Source organism: Paenibacillus psychroresistens, from assembly GCF_009728935.1.
Taxonomy (GTDB): Bacteria; Bacillota; Bacilli; order Paenibacillales; family NBRC-103111; genus Paenibacillus_AC; species Paenibacillus_AC psychroresistens.
Genome location: NZ_CP034235.1, coordinates 2,650,499 through 2,668,148 on the forward strand (window position 1 = coordinate 2,650,499; position 17,650 = coordinate 2,668,148).

A 17,650-nucleotide genomic window follows, 5' to 3' on the forward strand; every position below is an offset into this window, starting at 1 on the left:
CATGACTGGAGGGGAATCCATTGGCCTTATTAATTATGATTTTACGCAAAATGATCAAAAATAAGTGGTTGGAGCTGAGCTTGCTATTCGGGTTGATTTTCACAGTCGCACTTGTCAGTTCTATGCCCATCTATACACAAGCTATTCTGCAAAGAACACTTACTAAAGACTTGCAAAACTTGCAGATAGATAAAGGTTTGTACCCTGGAGTTTATGAATATAGTGCGTCTATTGGCGATAATTTGACTACAGATCAAAAAAGAGCTGTTTTTAAAACGGTCGATAGCTTTATGGCGGAGCAGAAAAATAATTTTGGGATGGACGTTCAAATCTATAGTATTGAACGCAGCACAAGCCATTTAAATTTAAAGCCTGTAGATCCTAAACAACCGATGAGTGATAAGGTGACTAGCGTCGATTTAACGGCATTGACCCATATGGCGGATCACGTCCGGCTTGTAGATGGACATTTTCCAGTCAACAAGCTAGTAGATGGAGCCTATGAAGTCGCTGTAACGGATAACTTTTTGAATAAAACCAAAATGGTGCTGGGCAATGAATTTACGGCTACAACTAGTAAAGCGCTTGGAAAAGAAGTCGTAAGCGTACGTGTAAAGCTAGTTGGTGTTGTAGCGCAGAAGGATCCTCAAGATTTATATTGGAATCATAAATTAGATGGGTATTCTAGCTCATTCTTTATTAATGATCAATTGTTTGAAGATAATTTTGTAACCAATAATAAATTCCCCTTGTTTTTTCAACGTTGGTTTTATGCTTTGGATTACAATACTTTAAAGTTGAATCAAGTGAGTTCGTTTATTAATACCTACGATGATACCAATAAATACTTCAGTAAGTACTTCTCCATTTATTCGAAAAGTGCTCCAGCAGTAGATATCATTCATACGTATTATGAAAAAGAAAAGCAGTTAAAGATGATGTTATTCTCGATAAACGTTCCGGTTATCATTTTATTGGCTTTTTATTTATACATGGTAGCTAACTTAATTACAGATCGCCAGAAGACAGAGATAGCGGTTTTACGGAGCAGAGGGGCAAGTCGACTACAGATATTATTGGGTTACCTCACCGAAGGTATATTATTAGGTGGTTTGGCTTTTATAATAGGTCCTGCAGTGGGGTTATTTTTCACAAAATTACTAGGGGCATCTAATGGATTTCTTGAATTCGTCCAACGTGCCACTCTAGATGCTAATCTAAGCCGTGACGCCTATCAATATGCACTTATTGCCGTAGTAGGGTCAATTGTCATGACTATTTTCCCTGCATTCTTGGCTACTAGAGCAACTATTGTTGATCAGAAACGTCAATCTGCAAGAGAAATTGCGTTATCCTTTTGGCATAAGTACTATTTGGATGTTCTTGTATTGGGTGTATCTATTTATGGTTTACAAAGCTTCAAGCGCAGAATGCATGACATGATGGCACTCGGATTAAACTCGGGAAGCTTTAAGATTGATCCCTTGCTATTCGTAATTCCTTCTTTGTTCTTGCTTGGGTCAGCCTTGCTTGCTTTGCGATTGTATCCTTGGATCATTCGCTTAATATTCTGGGTAGGTAGAAAATGGTGGTCGTCCACATTATATATGATCCTGCTTCAGGTAGGCCGATCGACTATTAAATATCAGTTTATTATGGTATTTCTTTCGTTGACACTAGCAACAGGGTTGTTCAGCGCAAGTGCCGCTAGGACAATTAATAAGAATAACGAGGATAAAATTCGTTATAGCAATGGTGCGGATATTACCATGAAGGTCAAGTGGGATTCAGATGAACCGCCTCCGGCCTCTTCGGGTCCACCTGGGGCTCCCGCAGCTCCTGCAGCTCCTGTTCCTAAGGTTTTTCATTATATTGAACCGCCATTTCAACCTTATTCCCACTTACCAGGGGTTGAAGCAGCGGCAAAAGTATTCACTAAAGATGATGCTTTTGTAGAAATCAACTCAAAGTCAGTAACTACGCGGCTGATGGGAATTGATACGAATGAATTTGGGCAAGTAGCCTGGATGCGTGATGGTTTAATGGATCATCATTTCTATGATTATTTAAATTTAATAGCTAGTGACCCTTCTGCTGTGTTGATTTCAAGATCTGTTGCTGATGAATTAGAGGTGAAGGTCGGCGATCATATTAATGTATCTTGGACGGACTCAAGCGTCGCACAAGTGAATGTATATGGGATTATTGACTACTGGCCAGGCTGGAATCCACTTCCCGCGCAGGTTGCCAAGGATAGTGAGGTTGTTACGGATAAGCCTCATATTATAGTTGGGCATCTATCCTTCATTCAAGATAATATCTCGCAATTGCCATATGATATTTGGTTGAAATTGAAGCCGGATGCATCGCTTAATGCCTTTTATAAGACACTTACGGAGAAGAACTGGCCTGTTACCGGCTTGAACGACACAAGGCAAGCAATTATTAAAGCGAAGAATGAGCCATTTGAGTTAGCGATCAATGGGGTTATGACATTAGGCTTTATTATTTCGATTTTCATTAGTTTTTTTGGATTCTTATTGTATTGGGTCCTATCGCTGTCAGGCAGAACCTTGCAATTCGGGATCCTACGAGCAATGGGTATATCGTTCAGGCAATTGATTGGCCTCTTGCTGCTTGAACAATTACTAACATCTGGAGCGGCAGTTTTAATGGGTGTTCTGATCGGAAATCTGGCCAATCGCTTATTTGTTCCCTTATTCCAGCTATCCTTCAACACCGTAACCCAAGTTCCGCCGTTCCACGTGGTCTTTGATGCTAGTGACTATGTGCGGTTGTATGTCATACTTGGTTTTATGCTGGTTTTGGGACTAGTTATCTTAGGCTGGATGTTATCCAAGATCAAAATCCATCAAGCTGTGAAGCTAGGGGAGGACTAAATGAAAATTATTCGATTCTTATTGATTATCATTTTAGTGGTAGGGTTATCTGGCTGTAGCTTATTGACCAAAGAGAAGAGTACTTTAAAGCCCCCATTGGTTAAGCCTGTCAGTCAAAAGTTCGATATAGCTGAGGTCAAGCGAGGGGATATGGCAAGGGAAATTAAGAATAGTGCAAACTTCATCTCAAGCAAAAAACAGGATTTATATTTCAAAAGCTCGGGCGGACGTCTGCAAAGCATAAATGTAAAATCAGGAGTTTCGGTGAAAAAAGGCGATGTTCTGGCGCAGCTGGAAGCGGAAGATTTTGAAAGCCAGGTTTTTGTGCAAAAACGGATGCTGGAGAAATCAACGATCGCTTATCAACAAACGCAATTGCTGCATCCAGATGATGCGATTAGCATTCATTTACAGCAAATTGATATTGAGCTATCGCGCAATGAACTAAATCGGTTAAATGATCTATTGATCAAAACCAAATTGGTTGCAACCATTGATGGTGTGGTTACTTATGTTTCTGACTTAGAGGAAGGTGACTATATGACGGCGTATAATACCGTTGTTAGCATCTCGGATCCGAGTCAAGTTCTGCTATTAAGCCAGTTCGCCAATCCCAATGATATTTTTGAAGTAAACGTTGGAATGAACGTAGAGATAACAATAGATTCTGCTCAATACCAAGGACACGTTCGGCAGGCTCCTTCATCTGTACCGAAAACGGCAGATCCCAATAAACGAGAGGATAATATAGCCAATCTGATTATTGATATTATTGATTTGCCTGAAGGGGAATATCTAGGTACTTCAGCAGATATAGTCATTACTTTGCAAAAAAAGTCGAATACTTTAATAATTCCAGAGGATGCCTTGTCCACTTATCTTGGACGTAATTATGTGCATATTCTTGATGGGGAAATCCGCAAGGAGATTGATGTAGAAAGCGGTATTAAAGCAAATAATGAGATCGAAATAATTAAAGGCTTAACTGAAGGACAGAAGGTTATTATTAATTAACAGCGTATGCTTACGTAGAAAGCTTGCCGAGGCAAGCTCTTAGGAGGTGACAACCATGATTCAATGCGATAATCTTGTAAAAATTTATAAATCGTCCGAGCTGGAAGTCGTCGCTTTGCAGGGTCTTGATTTGCAAGTAGAGAAAGGCGAGCTTATGGCTATCATTGGCAACAGTGGAAGCGGGAAATCGACTTTGTTGAATATGCTTGGAGGTTTGGATCGTCCTTCTGCCGGTAATTTATTAATAGATGGCAAAGATTTGCTAAAGTTTTCAGAACGTGATTTGATGCATTATAAGCGTGAAACCGTCGGGTTCGTTTGGCAGAATCAAGCGCGTAATTTAATTCCTTATCTAACCGCATTAGAGAATGTCGAGCTGCCTATCTTGCTTAATGGCAGACGGAAGAAAGAACGTGCCAAGCAGCTTCTAGAATCAGTAGGGCTCGAGCATCGAATGAACAACCGTTTGACCCAGTTATCCGGGGGGGAACAGCAGCGCGTTGCAATCGCAATAGCATTAGCCAATCACCCGAAGATGCTGCTTGCCGATGAGCCCACGGGCTCATTGGATACCAAAATGGGTAATCAAATTCTCGATTTGTTTCGTGATTTAAACCGCAATTATGGGCTGACGATCGTTATCGTTACTCATGATCCTTTACTGGCTAAGAAGGTAGATCGCGTAGTGGCGATTCGAGATGGCAAAACCTCCTCCGAGATCCTGCGTCGCAAATCTTATTCCGAAGAGATGCTGGAAATAGAGCAGGGACTTTCACAGCTAGAAGAGGAATCACATGTCGAATATGTGGTCATAGATAAGGCAGGGAGATTGCAAATACCAGCGTCTTATCTGGATTCCATAGGGTTAAAACAGAAGAATAAAGTGCGAGTTATGCTCGAGGATGGAAAGATTACCTTGTTGCCTCCGGAATAAAGTATACTAGAAATAAAAACGGAGGCTAAGTATGAATTCCATAATGCAAATGGCATTTCCTTTTGTTATTATTGCTTTTGTATTGTACAGACGTGTAAAAAGATCCATTGGTTTCCAAAGATTTTCATCCAAGCGATTAAAATTTCGGATTGTGATTTTTTCCATAATAGGTGTGATTTTATTGGCTGTAAGTATTATTCATCCGATTCTAATTCTTGCTGACGTTGTAGGAATAACAGCTGGAGCCGTTCTTAGTTATTATGCAATTAGACATTTCATTTATGAGTGGCGCGATGAGTTATTGTATACTCGGACACATATCTATATTGAATCTACGGTACTTATCTTATTTCTAGGGCGAGTGCTTTATCGTGTTCTAGCTGTATTTATGATTTCCAAGAATTTAGTGGTCGTACAGGGTGATAATCAAATGGCGCAATATACTAGAGATCCTTACACGGTGGGCATTTTCTGCGTGATTCTTACTTATTACATCATTTATAATTATTTTTTAATCCGCAAAGGCAAAGCTTTATCGCTCGAGAAAACGCAAGCTATAGATTTAATTCCCGCAAGCTCACAGCTGTGAGCTACGGGTTTATTTTTTTGTGAAAATAAGGAGGAATTAGCTCAAATGAATGCTCTTCAAGCGAAATTTCAAGGTTTACATCAATATTCAGCGCCACTTACAGCAGCAGATGATTTATTCACTTTTTGGGAGCAAACGAAGCAGGAAGCTAAGCTCAATCCTTTATCTGCCTCTAAGACACTTGTCGAAGATTCTCTATTACATGCCATAACCTATAAAGTAACGTATTGCGGCTTTGACGATACCCCGATTCAGGGCTGGTTTTTAATTCCAGTTTACCCTGTACAAAAGCAATACCCTTGTGTGTTATCTTTTCATGGTTATACCGGACAAAAAGGCTTGCCTGAGGAATATGCACAGTGGCTTTTAATGGGTGTGGCTGTTTTTGCGATTGATATTCGTGGTCAAGGCGGGGAAACGGGAAACCATCTTAAACAAACCTTTGGCACAACAAAAGGCTGGATTACACAAGGCATACTCGACAAAGACACCTGCTATTATAAAGCCATAACTGTAGATTGTTTGCGTGCTTTAGATTGGCTTGTGGAGCAGCCGGAGATTGATGCGGAGCGAATTGGAATTGTTGGAGGCAGTCAGGGTGGTGGGTTGGCTTTGATCTGCACAGCACTTAGCGATAAGGTAGCTGCTACAATAGCGCATATTCCCAATATGTGTCATATGGATTTTGGTGTGATCAATTCTACAAGCTCATTAACGGAGATTGGCCCATTATTATTGCAATACCCTGCTTATACGGAGCAGGTTTTCGATACATTAAGTTATTTTGATATGCTGAATCTAGCTCATCTAATTAGAACACCGCTGCTTGTATCAGTTGGATTGAAGGATACGGTTTGTTTACCAGAAACCATTTTTGCTGTCTATAATCGGATTGCACCGGAGCATAAGTCGATTTTGATTGATCCGTTTGCAGGACATGAGGTAAGTAGAGCTAATAATCGCGAAGGCTTGCGTTTTATGCAAGATCATTTAATGTAATGTAACTTGACATGTAATTTATGGATACTCTATAATAACGAGAACGATGTGAAATAATATAACACTTATATTTTTACCTAGGGTTCCGCAGCTATTCATTTAGGCTGGCTGGTCCAAGAGGTAATACACAGCATCAGCTGTGGACACGGAGGGATAAAAGCCCGGGAGGATATCTTTATGATATCAATCCTGGGCTTTTTCTTTTTCGTAAGTGATGGAAGTCGTTAAATACGAGACAGGGGTTGAGCTAATTGAAAATTAAACAAGTAAGCAATAAAAGTAAGATTACATTAGGAGCTCCATCCTTGCGTATGAAAATGACAGCAATGTTTCTGCTTTTTACCTTAATTCCGTTATTTATTAGCACGTTATTTTTTTCTATCTATTATAAACAGGTCATGAGAGATGAGATTCATACCCAAGAATTAAATTTGGCGGAAGCGAATATTGCTGCGATTGAATCTTTTGTAGCTCGACGTATTGATTATGCTGGGCAAATGATAGATCAGCATGGCGAGTTTAAATCAGGTAATAAAGTGGAGATTCAAAAAACACTTAAGAGCTTTGCTGATATTGATCATGAAGTCGTAGATTACGCTTTTGTGGATAAGAATGGGTCAAGTATGAATATTGGTGAAATTACGGATATCAAAAGCTTAGACTATTATCTTCAAACGAGGGACAGCAAGAGTCCATTTACTACAGCTGCACTTAATAAACAAAGCGGCAGGAACGATATGATTGTGGCAGTTCCTATTCTGGATAAAGAAGGCAGATATATCGGCGCCTTAAACAGCTTTATAGACACGGCAAGCTTAAGCAAGCTGGTAAAAGGCATAAAATTGGGGGAAACCGGATATGGAATGCTAATTTCAGCTCAAGGAATGATTTTAACAGACCGTATCGGACAAAGCTTAGACCAAGCCTTTAATCCCAAATTAGCTGATTTATTCCGAACTAATGTGCTGGGCAATAAGCAAGGCCACTTTGAGTTCAGCTTAAATAATTCTGCTAAAATGGCTTCCTTTCAAACAGCGCCATCTGTTGGTTGGAAGCTTGTAATCATAGTTTCCAAATCAGAAGCATATGAGATTGTAAGTAAATCCAATCAAGTGGCGATTGGCTTTGTCGCGGTCACTGCGTTTATTGTTGCTGTATTGGCCATTATTATATCATCTAGAACAACCCGTCCAATGATTTATTTAACTGAAATAGTCAAGAAGCTCGCTACAGGTGATCTGACTCCACGTTTGAAGTTAAACAGAAAGGATGAATTAGGCCAGCTGGCTATGAATATGAATATTATGCTGGATTCCCTTTCAGGGATTATTGCTCAAGTCGATCAAGCAGCTGAACAGGTTACGACATATTCACTTAAGCTAGCAGCAGCCTCAAATGAGTCCGTACAAACCTCTCATCATATTGTGGATTCGATTAATCAAATCGTTCAGGGTGTTGAGGCACAATTGCAAGGAACTGAGCAATCTACCAAAGCAATGGAGGAAATGTCCATCGTGGTTCAAAGAATTACTGAATTCTCTTCGGAAGTATCCGAAGTATCCATAATCTCGGTGCAAGAGGCGGGGCTAGGAAATGAAGCGATTCAAGAGGCTGTCCTTCAGATGGCTCAAATCCGTAAAACAGTTGGCGAAACCGCATTAGATATCCAACAGCTTGAATCTTATTCTCAAAAAATTGGTGAAATCATCGGTGTAATTACGGATATATCCAATCAAACTCAGCTGCTATCTTTAAATGCTTCTATAGAAGCGGCAAGAGCAGGCGAGCATGGCCGCGGCTTTGCTGTTGTTGGCAATGAAGTTAAGAAGCTTGCAGAGCAAACGAATAGCTCGGTCTCCTTAATTACCGGTTTGATCAGAAGTGTACAAGCTACAACGTTAAAGGCCGTGTCCATGATGAACAGAGGCATGCTGGATGTAGAGAAGGGTGCCATAGTTATGGATACAGCGGGAAATGCTTTTCAAAGAATTTCACTTTCTTTTAAATCCATTTCGGATCAAATTCAAGAGGTGTCTGCTGCGTCAGAACAGATGTCAGCGGGAACAGAGGAAGTGACAGCTTCCATGGGTGAAATGGTACATGTCACAAAAGCAGCCTTTGCTCATTCACAAGGTATTGCTGGCGGAGCACAACAACAATTAGCTTCTATGGGTGAGATTTCATCTGCCTCTGAAGCTTTAAGTAAAATGGCACAAGAGCTTCATGAAACATTAGCTAAATTTAAAATTACTGGATAGAATTTTCAAATGTAATTCTAAGAAAAAAAGGTTAATCTTAATCTGCACCGAATTTATGGAAGCTTAAGTTAGGATTCAGCCTAATTTAAGCTTACCCATTTAGGATGGATGAAGCAGGGGGAATAGCTATGCGAATTTTAGTGGTTGAGGATGATCTTCCTTTACGAAAAGTAATTACGGAGCTTTTTGAAGAGGAATCCTATCAAGTAGATGGAACAGATTCAGGGGATGATGGCTTATTCTTAGCGGAGCAAGGCATTTATGATTTATTGGTATTTGATATAATGCTCCCTGGTATGAGCGGTTTAGCGATCGTCAGAAAGCTGCGTTTGCAAGCTATGGCAACACCGATTTTATTCTTGACGGCAAAAGATAGTGTAGAGGATCGCGTGCAAGGGCTGGATGTAGGGGCAGATGATTATTTAGTAAAGCCATTTGCAGTCAGTGAGCTTTTAGCTAGAGTACGTGCGCTATTGCGGCGTCAAGGAGCTATAGGTGCAGAAGGTGAAATTTCTTACTGTGGAATCAGTATCAAACCTAAACTGCACGACGCTTTTGTCGCGGGAATGCCGATGCAATTAACTATTAAGGAATACGAATTAATGGAATACCTTGTACTTAATAATCAGCAAATCCTCACCAGGGAACAGATTTTCGACCGCATTTGGGGCTTTGATTCGGACACAGCCAATGGGATTGTAGATCTATATATTCATTATTTACGAAAAAAGATGAGTTTACATAATTGTGAGCATTTGTTACATACCGTTCGTGGAGTTGGATATCGCTTAAAGGAGAAATAAATCATGTTTCATCGAACTCGAATGCGGTTGACTCTCTTAAATACGATGATCTTTTTTCTGATTCTCAGCATGTTTGGTGCTGCGCTTTATTTTTATGTGAAAATACAGCTCTATAACAAAATAGATGCTTCCTTGCTTGAAGAAGCAAGTAACGTATTGCTGACACAAAATGGTCCGGGCGACAAGCTTTATTACCAAGCACCGGAAGCAAGTGATCCTCGGGTATTCTTTATTACGCGAGATACACAGGGCTCAATAACCTCTCAATCCCTCGATAAAAAAATATCGATAAGCCAATTTGCAAGTCCTGCGATGGTTGCTACTTTACCTCAAAAAGTGGGTAGGCCACCTACAACGATGCTTCTTGGCGGACATCATTACCGTATGCTTGCTGTATCTAATAAAATTAATATGGGAGGCTTGGCCGAGCCTCTATTTATCAAATCGTTTAGTACAGAATCAACCTTCACCTCTCGGTCTGCTTTCGGATTCGGAATGAAAGTGAAGGTGAATGCACCAGGGATAGGAAGATCCACTATGTCAGCTTCAAGAGTTGATTTTCCTGGTTCTCGGATTCCTGAAGAAGTCTCCAGATTTGACTTTATGGATGATGCTATTGCCAGACCAGTAATAGAAGGCGGCAGCATGGCTTTATTTAGTAGACCGATGATGCCATTTAACATGATTCAAAATAACTTTACTATAATGGGAACCTCAGCAGGCGCTTTATCCGGACCTTTAGCAATTACCGCAACGGGTACGGTAATGCCGTTAGTCACTAATGCAAGCTCGATTTCAATGACAGTAGCTTCACCAATTGCAACGATGCAGTTTATCAGCAATATGGATCCTGAGATTGAGATGCTTCACAGCTTATTTATCATTATCATTGCTGGAGTAGCCGTTGGCGGCTTACTAACCTTGCTTGCTGGATTCTATCTGGCACAACGAGCTTTAGTCCCTATTCGCGATTCATGGGAGAAGCAGCAGCAATTCGTGGCAGATGCCTCGCACGAGCTGCGTACTCCATTGGCTGTCATTCAAGCCAACACGGAGCTGCTGCTGCGGCATCCCGATCACTCGATTGAACAGGAGAGCGGCTATATCTCGACCATTCTCAAAGAATCGAAACGGATTAATAAGCTGATCACAAGCTTACTAACCTTTGCCCGATCGGATTCGAATCAAATGGAAATTCAAGCTAAGCCAATCTCTATCGACCTGTTAATTAATGAATGTGTGCAGCAGTTCGCGCCATTGATGAATATTAAGCAAATCGATATAAAGCTGATTTTGGAAGAAGAGATGATAATGCACGCAGATGAGGAGAGAATTCATCAGCTTTTAGTCATTCTAATGGACAATGCGCTCAAATATACACCAGAAAATGGAGTGATTTCGATCTCCGCCAATAAGACTGCGCATTCTGTAAATTTAAGTATCGAGGATACCGGTGTTGGTATACCTGAATCCGATTTGCCATTTATTTTTGAACGCTTTTTCCGCGGTGATAAAGTTCGTTCTCGTTCAGACGGCAGTATGGGTTTAGGCTTATCGATTGCCCACTGGATTGTCGACCGACACGGCGGTAAAATCCGCGCAGAGAGCAAGCTGGGCAAAGGTACGCGCATGTTAATCCATTTTCCGCTGCGCAGGTAAAAATAAGAGTAGAAAAAGCCAGGAGGATTCTCTTGGCTTTTTTTTGTAGTATCGGAAATTAATAGACTTTGAGTAAATAACATTAGACACTAAGTCAGTCAAACTAACTGGATTTCACTTTGTAGTATCGAAAATCGACACTAAATCAGCCAAACAAACTGGATTTCACTTTGTAGTATCGAAAATCGACACTAAATCAGCCAAACAAACTGGATTTCACTCTGTAGTATCGAAAATCGACACTAAATCAGCCAAACAAACTGGATTTCACTCTGTAGTATCGAAAATCGACACTAAGTCAGTCAAACTAACTGGATTTCACTCTGTAGTATCGAAAATCGACACTAATATAAAATTCTTGAACAATCGGATCATCAGCGTGTGAGATTGCTCTTTTGTTTTCAAATCAAATTCAAAGAATTGAATTGCATACTGAGCAAAGTAAATTAAATTATTGGAGGATGTATCATGAAAAGTTTGAATTGGTTGAGCTTGGTATTGGTTATGGTTATTGTCTTATCTGCGTGCAGCAGCAAGGGAGACAACAAAACTGCGGGAGCCGCATTCGATCAGGACGAGAAGGTCACTTTGAAAGTATTGTATTTTAATGAACAAGCTTTTTATTCACAGTACGGAAGTGTTTTTCAAGCCAAGTATCCCAATATTGAGTTTGAAGTGATACCGACTATGGGCAATATGGGTGACGACAAGGATCCGGCCGCAGAATTCGAGAAGTTGATTGAAGAGAACAAACCGGATCTAATTATGATGAATGCCAGTCAGTATGAGAAGCTCTCGGCAGCCAGCAAGCTGTATGCGTTGGATTCGGTCATTCAGCAGGATAAATTTGATATCGAGAATATGGTGCCAGCGGTCATTGAATTTTTGAAGAATAAAGGCGGCGGTAAGCTGTACGGGCTCTCCCCAACATTCTCAGCGAAAGCTTTATTCTACAATAAGGATTTATTCGATGCGCAGGGACTTCCCTATCCAACAGATAAAATGAGCTGGGAGGATGTGCTGAAGCTGGCGCAGCAGTTCCCAACGACAGGAACCGATGATACACGGATTTATGGTTTAGCTCAATCGATGTTTACCCAAGATCCGACTGAACTAGTAAAAACGATTGCCGATTCAAAGAAGCTATCTATCCTGGATGCAGAAGGTAAGAATTTAACAATGGATACCCCGGAATGGAAGAGCATTTTCGAAGAGGTAGTTACTGCTTATCAAAGTAATTCTGTTTCACTTTCAGGAGATAGTGCATTTAGTGCGGCACCAGCTAAAAGTAGTAGTGTTTCATCCTCAAAGGGAGATGATGGACCTAAGAGGATATCAATTGGCGAGAACAGCAACCTTTTCTTATCCGGCAGAGCAGCGATGATGATTGACTCCTCCTTCATGCTGAATCAGATGGACATGATGAAAAATATGGACAAGGATGCTAAGCCAATCAACATGGGTATGGTTACTGAGCCTGTGGATCCAGCGAATCCAGATATGAGCGATTCATTCAGCGTTTCGCAAATATTCGGGGTTGATGCCCAGTCTGCTCATGTTGGCGCTGCATGGGAATTCATTAAATATGTGCATAGTGACGATTTAGCCAAAATCCGCTCCAAATCTTCTCCTGAGCTAATTTCTCGCAGTGCTTATGCGAAGGATAAGCAAGGCAATAGCTTAGAGGCATTCTATAAGCTGAAGCCAAACAGCGATACCGGGTTGCAGCTGTTTCCCAAAGGCTTCAGAGAAGCCTTCAGCGAGGTTGCCTCTGCAGAAACCAAAGCGGCGATCTCCAAGAGCAAATCCATCGATGAAGCATTCGCAGCCATAATAGAAAAGGGCCAGAAAGTTTTAACTGAAGCCAATATCAGCGGTGAAATGGAAACAGAGCAAGAGGAAGGCAACATGATGATTGGCAGCATGCAAGTTTTCAGAAATTGATCGGGGGTACCAATAAAATGGAGCCCATGATTAAAGTAACTCAGGTTGAAAAAAGCTTCGAAGCTGGCTCTCGGCAAATTCAAGTGCTGAAGGGGATTCATTTGGAGCTTTATCCCAGCGAATGGATTATTATCCGCGGCAGATCAGGCTCAGGCAAGACAACCTTGCTCAATTTAGTCGGGGGTTTGGATGTCCCGACTAAGGGAGAGGTTTATTTTCAAGGGGAATTGATTTCGGCGTGGAATGATCTGCAGCGAACTAGGCTGCGTAAGCAGAAGATGGGCTTCATCTTCCAGGCTTATGCTTTAATGCCGCTGCTCTCAGCCTGGGAAAATGTTGAGCTGAGCTTGCGCATGGCAGGGATTCCGCGTACTGACTGGAAGCAGCGAGTACAGCATTGTCTCGAATTGGTTGGCCTCAGCAAACGGATGCATCATCGTCCCTACGAATTATCAGGAGGGGAGCAGCAGCGTGTAGCTATCGCCAAAGCGATTGCCCATAAACCGCAGCTGTTGCTGGCAGATGAGCCGACGGCAGAGCTGGATTCGCAGATGGGAGCGCAGATTATGAGGGTTTTTCGTGAAATTATAGCTGAGGAAAATGTTACGCTTTGTATGACAACGCATGATCCTACAATGATGGAGGTTGCTGATCATGTATATGAGATGGCAGATGGACAATTTAACGGCAGCAGCGGCCAAAAAGCTGAGCTTTAAACGGTTAATGGGTAGAGTGAGTTTGATTCTGGTCATTGCAGCGGTTTGTGGCACGGCTTCAGGCTGCACACTGCTACCCAAGGAATCAACAGTGGAGGTTATTCCAATAATCGATCCACCCAAGCTTTCCAAGAAGCCGGAATATAAAGTTATAGAAGCCACAATAGAACAGAAGGTTCGTGCATCGGGCAAGCTGATGTCGCTCGAGGAAGCAGAATTGTATTTTCGCAGTGAAAATTACCGGATTGCAGCGATCCATTTTAAGGTCGGTGATGAAGTAAAGAAGGGCGAGGTTATTGCTGAGCTGGAAACGGATGATTTGAGAAGTCAGATCAAGCAAAAGGACATTCAGCTGCAGAAGGCTGAGCTATCGATGAAAGAAAAGCTTCGCAATATGACGGAGCAGAACGAAACCTCAGTGAAGCTGGATCAGTTGGATCTGCAGCTGCAGCAGGAGGAGTTCAGCAAGCTGAAAAAATCGTTGGATAAAGCCCGAATCGTCGCGCCTTTCTCCGGAAAAATCACTTACATCGCCAAGCAGGAAGGCGATATGGAAAGCGCCTATGAAACGGTAGCCATTCTCTCTAATCCAGCGAAGCTGACCGTAGTTGCCAGGTTCAGCACGGCAGATTTGAAAGCGGTCGTTACCGGCATGGAAGCGGTTGTGGATATTAATACGGTGGGTCAATTTAAAGGGAAAGTGGTCAAGCTCCCCGTTGTGAAAAAAAATGATTCGGATGAGGATCAGACCATCGATGATTATGTGGTGGTTCAGTTGAATGAAATGCCGAAAGGGCTTGTTGAGGATACACCGCTTAGCGCCTCGATCATCACAGAAAGCAAAGCAAAAGCGGTGCAAATTCCTGTAGCGGCACTGCGCACACAAGGCGCGCGTAATTACGTGCTTGTTGTGGATGGAGATGGGAATAAGCGTGAGGTTGATGTTGAAGTCGGATTAACAACGGCTACAGTGGTAGAAGTCATCCGCGGGTTGACCTCGGGCCAAAAGGTGGTTGGCAAATAATGCAGATGCTGCGGTTTCTTTACCGTAAAATGTGGAATAATCGCTGGCTGACCTTCAGCTCATTCATTGGTTTGCTCGTTGCTGTTGCTTTTACAACGAGCATACCTATGTATGCTGACGGTTCATTAAAGCGGGTCATCGCCAAAACGCTAGAGGAAAAGAGCGATGGCTATCCGGCAGGATCCTTGCAGATCCGCTATCAGGCAGCAAGCGGCGAGATCACAGATCCGAAAGAATTAACGGCAGTGGATACCTATATTTCACAAACGGTCCCAAGCCAAATCGATTTTCCATATCTCACCTATGTGCATGCGATGTCATTGCGCAATTCCCAGCTTATTTCTGAAAAATCAAACAACAATCCTTCTAGCAAGCGGCGCCAGATGTCCGTTGGTACGCAGAGTGGGTTGAAAGAGCAAGTGGAAATGACGCAAGGGAGAATGTTTACTGAGACCAATAGCTCGGATATTCTTGAAGCTGTAGTCTCAGAAGATGCATTGGCGCGAAACGAGCTGCGGATTGGTGATATTTACAGCTATTCGGCCGCGTCTGTAAATGGCAACAAGATCTGGAAAGTCAAAATTGTCGGTGCCTTCAAGCCTAAACAAGCAGCATCTTCCTATTGGTCTCAGGGAACAGATAGCTTAGCCAATTCGTTAATAGTCAGTGAAACAGCGTTCTCCAACCGGCTGCAGGCAGAGAAGATATTGTTAAGCATATCCAACTGGTATTACGCTTTTGACTTGCGAGAACTGCAAGCTAGTAACCTTTCACCGCTTAAAAACGCATTGAACCGCCTGGATATCCAATTGTTCCAAAAGCTGAAGAACACTAAGGTGGATATCTCCTTTGCCCAGCTATTAAACGAATTCAGCCGGCAAAACACTCAGCTGCAAGCCTTATTATTTACTCTGGCAGCTCCAATGCTGGCGATGGTATTTTACTTTATAGTAATGAGTGCCAAGCAGTCCCTAGAGCGGCAAAGAAATGATATTGCTGTTTTGCGCAGTCGCGGTGGGAGCACCAAACAAATCATTTGGATTTTTCTATTGGAAAGCTTATGGCTAGGGGGGATATCCCTTGCATTGGGATTGCCCATCGGTTATTTTATGGCCAAGTGTATTGGGGCATCGAACGGTTTTCTTTCTTTCGTCGGACGTGAATCAATTCCAGTTGATGTGTCACTCGATGCCTTGGCTTACGGAGGTGCAGCCGTCATAATTGCTATAATTTCTAGCGTTATCCCAGCAGTGATTTTTGCAGGCGCTTCAATCGTCGGTTTTAAGCAAAAGCTTGCACGAGCAGACCAAAAGCCGTTCTGGCAGCGCTGGTTTCTTGATGTGTTTTTGCTGCTGGCGGTTAGCTATGGCTGGTATGCATTCAACCAGAAGCAGCTGATGTCCTTCCGTACTGGATTAACAACAGACCAATTGCAAATCCAAACACTGCTGTTCTTTATCCCGGCGCTTGCGGTTTTTGCACTCGGCCTCATCTGTTTAAGAATGTTTCCGTGGGTGCTTTACCTAATTCAGCGGCTTGGAAGTAAAATCATGCCATTGTCGCTGCATTTGACATTGCTTCAGTTATCGCGTTCCGCTACAGCTTATTTCCCGATCATGCTTCTATTGATTCTTACTTTAGGTATGGGGGTCTACCATTCGGCGGCAGCGCGAACGATAGATTTGAATGCTGTAGATAAACTGCACTATCAATATGGGACAGATGTTATCGCGCAAGCGGTTTGGGACGGCTACTCTGAGGAAGACGGATCGACTAGCGGAGCAGGCTCTGAGTCGGAGAATCCGATTATTTATACCGAGCCTTCCTTTGAAACCTTTCGTAATTTGCCAGGGGTTGAAGCGGCAGCGCGTGTCCTGCAAACTACGGCGGAGGTCTACGTTTCCGGCAAATCGGTGGGCAGAGGAAGCGTTATGGGCATCGATAATCTTGATTTCTCCAAGGTAGCGTGGTTCCGTCGCGATTTAACTCCTGCACATCCATTCGCCTACTTGAAATTGCTTGGTGCTTATGAGCAGGCTGCGTTGGTTTCGACTGCCTTTGCCGAAGCGCATCAATTAAAGGAAGGTGATCTGATCACCGTTTCCATGCAGCAGAAAAACGTGGAGCTGGTAGTTGTCGGCATTATACCCTACTGGCCAAGCGAGTATCCGGATAAAATGCCTTTCTTTATAACTAACTTGAGTTACCTTTACGATCAGATGCCGTTAATTCCTTATGATGTATGGTTGAAAATGAAGCCGGACGCCAAGGTTACTCCACTTGTTGAAGCGCTCAGCGCCAAACAAATTCAATTATCCTCCGTCCGCGATGTGCGAAATGAGTTGATAACGGAAAAGCAGCATCCTTCAAAAGGTGGGGTGTATGGGATTCTGAGCCTCGGATTTCTCGTTTCTGTATTGATTTCATTGATCGGCTATGTCCTTTATTGGTATTTTAATCTATCGCGTCGGGTGGTGCAGTTCGGAATCCTGCGAGCAACCGGACTATCACGCAGACAGATGACGGGAATGCTGCTGCTTGAACAAATTTTTACGGCAGGGCTTTCTATCGCCTTAGGTATCGGAATCGGGAAGCTAATAGGCCGTTTATTTCTGCCATTCCTGCAATCTGCAGACGGATCAGGCAAGCAGGTTCCACCATTCAGAATCGTCTTCGCAGCCAAAGATACCAATCAGCTTTATGCTGTGGTCGCTGTAATGATGCTTACTGGAGCCGTACTGCTGTTGAATCATATCCGCAAGCTCCGCGTACATCAAGCAATTAAATTGGGAGAGGAGCGATAATACAGG

The 17,650-nt window shown here is 42.5% G+C and carries 12 protein-coding genes and 1 riboswitch; all 12 genes read left to right on the top strand.

Annotated elements, in window-relative coordinates; all coding sequences use genetic code 11:
* Positions 1-20: 20 nt before the first annotated feature.
* Positions 21-2,900, top strand: a complete 2,880-nt coding sequence (locus tag EHS13_RS11910; RefSeq protein ID WP_155700559.1) for an ABC transporter permease — start codon at positions 21-23, stop codon at positions 2,898-2,900.
* Positions 2,901-3,914 carry an efflux RND transporter periplasmic adaptor subunit gene (locus tag EHS13_RS11915; protein WP_155700560.1) on the top strand — a complete coding sequence of 338 codons (1,014 nt, stop codon included), beginning with the start codon at positions 2,901-2,903 and terminating at the stop codon, positions 3,912-3,914.
* Between the two features lie 55 nt (positions 3,915-3,969).
* Positions 3,970-4,848 carry an ABC transporter ATP-binding protein gene (locus EHS13_RS11920; RefSeq protein ID WP_155700561.1) on the top strand — a complete coding sequence of 293 codons (879 nt, stop codon included), beginning with the start codon at positions 3,970-3,972 and terminating at the stop codon, positions 4,846-4,848.
* Between the two features lie 31 nt (positions 4,849-4,879).
* A complete protein-coding gene (locus EHS13_RS11925) occupies positions 4,880-5,437 on the top strand; it encodes a CcdC protein domain-containing protein (RefSeq protein ID WP_155700562.1) in 558 nt (185 codons plus the stop codon).
* A 45-nt stretch (positions 5,438-5,482) separates the two neighbouring features.
* Positions 5,483-6,436 (top strand): acetylxylan esterase, encoded by a 954-nt coding sequence (locus tag EHS13_RS11930; protein ID WP_155700563.1) that lies wholly within the window; start codon positions 5,483-5,485, stop codon positions 6,434-6,436.
* Positions 6,437-6,502: 66 nt separating this feature from the next.
* Positions 6,503-6,606: riboswitch (guanidine-I (ykkC/yxkD leader) on the top strand.
* A gap of 81 nt (positions 6,607-6,687) precedes the next feature.
* Positions 6,688-8,694, top strand: coding sequence for a methyl-accepting chemotaxis protein (locus tag EHS13_RS11935; RefSeq protein WP_155700564.1), 2,007 nt, complete (start codon positions 6,688-6,690; stop codon positions 8,692-8,694).
* A gap of 128 nt (positions 8,695-8,822) precedes the next feature.
* Positions 8,823-9,497: a response regulator transcription factor gene (locus EHS13_RS11940; protein WP_155700565.1), complete on the top strand. Its 675-nt coding sequence runs from the start codon at positions 8,823-8,825 to the stop codon at positions 9,495-9,497.
* A 3-nt stretch (positions 9,498-9,500) separates the two neighbouring features.
* Positions 9,501-11,156 carry a sensor histidine kinase gene (locus EHS13_RS11945; RefSeq protein ID WP_155700566.1) on the top strand — a complete coding sequence of 552 codons (1,656 nt, stop codon included), beginning with the start codon at positions 9,501-9,503 and terminating at the stop codon, positions 11,154-11,156.
* A gap of 468 nt (positions 11,157-11,624) precedes the next feature.
* Entirely contained in the window at positions 11,625-13,100 is a 1,476-nt protein-coding gene (locus tag EHS13_RS11950; RefSeq protein WP_155700567.1) for an ABC transporter substrate-binding protein, read from the top strand.
* Between the two features lie 17 nt (positions 13,101-13,117).
* On the top strand, positions 13,118-13,816 hold the full coding sequence (locus tag EHS13_RS11955; RefSeq protein WP_155700568.1) for an ABC transporter ATP-binding protein: 699 nt from the start codon (positions 13,118-13,120) through the stop codon (positions 13,814-13,816).
* Complete coding sequence (locus EHS13_RS11960; protein WP_227013905.1) at positions 13,755-14,840, top strand: efflux RND transporter periplasmic adaptor subunit; 1,086 nt, start codon at positions 13,755-13,757, stop codon at positions 14,838-14,840. Before EHS13_RS11955 ends, EHS13_RS11960 begins: the two co-directional genes overlap by 62 nt.
* Complete coding sequence (locus EHS13_RS11965) at positions 14,840-17,644, top strand: ABC transporter permease (protein ID WP_155700569.1); 2,805 nt, start codon at positions 14,840-14,842, stop codon at positions 17,642-17,644. Before EHS13_RS11960 ends, EHS13_RS11965 begins: the two co-directional genes overlap by 1 nt.
* Positions 17,645-17,650: the final 6 nt, after the last annotated feature.